Raw genomic sequence first — 2292 nt, 5'->3', positions numbered from 1 at the left:
GACACCTCCCGGACCAGCGCGACCGGGGGGAGCGGGCTCGGGCTGGCGATCGTGCGGTCGCTGGTGGAGGCGCACGGCGGGTCGGTCGGCGTGGAGACCGCCGCCGGCCGGGGTGCGACGTTCCGGGTGCTGTTGCCGCGGGTGCGGGCCTGAGGGACGACGACGAATGCGCTGACGGAATCTACCCGCGCGGCTGGATCGAGCAGAGAGCGGTGGCGCCGGCCGGGCAGCGTCCCGCCCTGTCGTGCCGGTCGGACCGGCCTCAGGACCACTGCTCCACAAAGGCGAGGGTGGCGGCGTCCGCGACCTCGGGGTCGGAGGCGGTGAGGAAGTGCTGGCCGCCCTCGACGATCTGCAGCGTGGCGGACAGGGAGCCGGTGAACCGGGCGATGCCGTCTTCGGCGTTGGCCACCGAGTACACCTGGTCGGCGGTGCCCTGCAGCCAGAGCACAGGGCAGTGCACGTCGCTCAACCGTGCCTCCAGGCCGTCGCGGTCGCGGAGGTTGATGGAGCTGGTGCGCAGGCGCCGCCGACCCTCGTCTCGTCGATAGTTAATGCGATAGGTCTGGATCCAGAAGTCACGCTCGGCGTCGGAGACGTTCTCGCCGAGGCCGGCACCGAGTACCGCCACCACGAAGTCGTCGTCCACCACCCAGTCCTCGCCGACGGGCTCGGCGAGCGCCTCGATGGCGGGGCTGCAGAACTCGGAGCCGTTCCAGCAGCCGCGTTCCATACTGGCCGGGCTCTCGTAGTCCATGGAGGTGCCGCAGATGACGATGCCCTCGACGGTGCCGGGATTGAGCAGCGCCATGCGCGTGGCGATCCATCCGCCCTGGGACGTACCGAGCGCGAACGCCTTGGAGATCCCCAGGGCGTCGAGCACCTGCAGGTTGGCGATCGCGCTGTCCCAGTAGGTGAAGTGCCGGTACCGGGCGCGGGTCTCCCCGTGGCCGTAGGGCTCGATCGCCAACAGGTTCATCCGCGAGGCGAGCTCCTCGTTGGCGAACTGCGGCCGGTACAGCTCGACCGAGGTGGTGAACGAGTTGATCATCACCAGCGTGGGCAGGGCGGGGTCGTACTGCCGGGCGAACGAGTAGCCGATGGTCGATCCGCCCAGGTGAGGGACGTTGATGGTCTGCGTTGTCATGGCGGAGTCCTTCTGGAGGGGAGTGCGCGAGGGGTACTCGAACCATAGGACGCTGCCGGCGCCCCGGGAGCGGATCGGCGGGGGCGGTTCGGAGCGGTCGGATCGACAGTGCTCGCCGGCCGCGGGTGCGAGCGAGAGGACGACGACGAGGTGTGCCGGTCTAGTCGATACCCAGCGCTCTCGCGGAGGCGGCCACCCCGGCGGCTGCGACGACCACCACGACCAGCGGCACCCGCATCGCCGCCAGGACGGCAGCCGTGGTTACGCCGGCGACGCGAGCCCACCCGGCGAACGACTGCCCGTCGAAGAGGGTCGCGGTAGCGGCGACACCGGCGATCAGCACGATCACCGCGGGATCGCCCCAGTGCTGGAGGCGCAGGGAGAGGCGCGAGCCTCCGAAATGGACCCCACCCAGTCTCACGGCGTAGGTGCCGGCGGCGAGGGCGAGCACCGCGAGGACAAGAGTCACGTCAGACACGGTGTCCCCGCTTCCGCACAGCCGTGAGCAGGCCGATCAGTCCCAGGACGGGGGCCACTCCGGCGGCCACGAACGGGGTGGCGGCCGCGGCGAGGGTCGCTCCTGCAGCGGCGGGGACAGCGGTGCGACGGGTGACGCTGGCGAGGAGGATCGCGACGAAGACCGCGGGGAACGCCGCATCCAGTCCGAGACGGCTGGGGTTGGGCAGGACGTATCCGAGGAGGACGCCGATCGCCGCGCCGAGGGGCCACGCGATCAGGATGGCGACCCCGACCACGCGGAACGCGGGGAGGCGTCGCGCCGGGTGCGGCTGGGCCAGGGCGAAGGCGACGCTCTCGTCGTTGACCAGGTGTGCCGAGAACAGTCGGGGGACGCGCCGCCCGGGCAGAAACGCCGATGCGGAGAAGCCGTAGACACCGTTCCGGAGATTCACCAGGAGCGCTGCGCAGACCGCGATCCAGGGCAGGCCGCCCGACGCGATCACGCCGACGAACACCAGCTCGGAGGATGCGCCGAGCACGAGGACGGCGGCGAGGACGACCAACCACGAGGGAAGGCCTGCGGCTGACGCCATCGAACCGTAGGCCACCCCGACCACAGCTACCGCCGACGCGATCGCCACGGCGGGCGCGACGGGCGCGACGGGCGCAGGGGCCGGGGGCGCGGG

Annotated in this window: 4 protein-coding genes; 1 reads left to right on the top strand and 3 read right to left on the bottom strand. The window is 71.5% G+C overall.

Annotated elements, in window-relative coordinates:
* Nucleotides 1–153: ATP-binding protein (locus tag G6017_RS14005; RefSeq protein ID WP_241731564.1), on the top strand; the 153-nt coding region annotated here is incomplete at its 5' end.
* 109 nt (nucleotides 154–262) lie between these two features.
* Here G6017_RS14005 and G6017_RS14000 read toward each other — a convergent pair.
* From G6017_RS14000 to G6017_RS13990, 3 genes are all read right to left on the bottom strand, one after another.
* Nucleotides 263–1147: an alpha/beta fold hydrolase gene (locus G6017_RS14000; protein ID WP_182617902.1), complete on the bottom strand. Its 885-nt coding sequence runs from the start codon at nucleotides 1145–1147 to the stop codon at nucleotides 263–265.
* Between the two features lie 160 nt (nucleotides 1148–1307).
* Nucleotides 1308–1616 carry an AzlD domain-containing protein gene (locus G6017_RS13995; RefSeq protein WP_182610799.1) on the bottom strand — a complete coding sequence of 103 codons (309 nt, stop codon included), beginning with the start codon at nucleotides 1614–1616 and terminating at the stop codon, nucleotides 1308–1310.
* A gap of 1 nt (nucleotide 1617) precedes the next feature.
* Nucleotides 1618–2292 (bottom strand): AzlC family ABC transporter permease (locus tag G6017_RS13990; RefSeq protein ID WP_194307889.1); only part of this gene is annotated, 675 nt, incomplete at its 5' end.

The sequence above is a fragment of the Dietzia sp. B44 genome, assembly GCF_014145245.1.
Taxonomy (GTDB): domain Bacteria; phylum Actinomycetota; class Actinomycetes; order Mycobacteriales; family Mycobacteriaceae; genus Dietzia; species Dietzia natronolimnaea.
The sequence above is the reverse complement of the archived record's forward strand: the minus strand, read 5'-3'. Positions and strand labels throughout refer to the sequence as shown.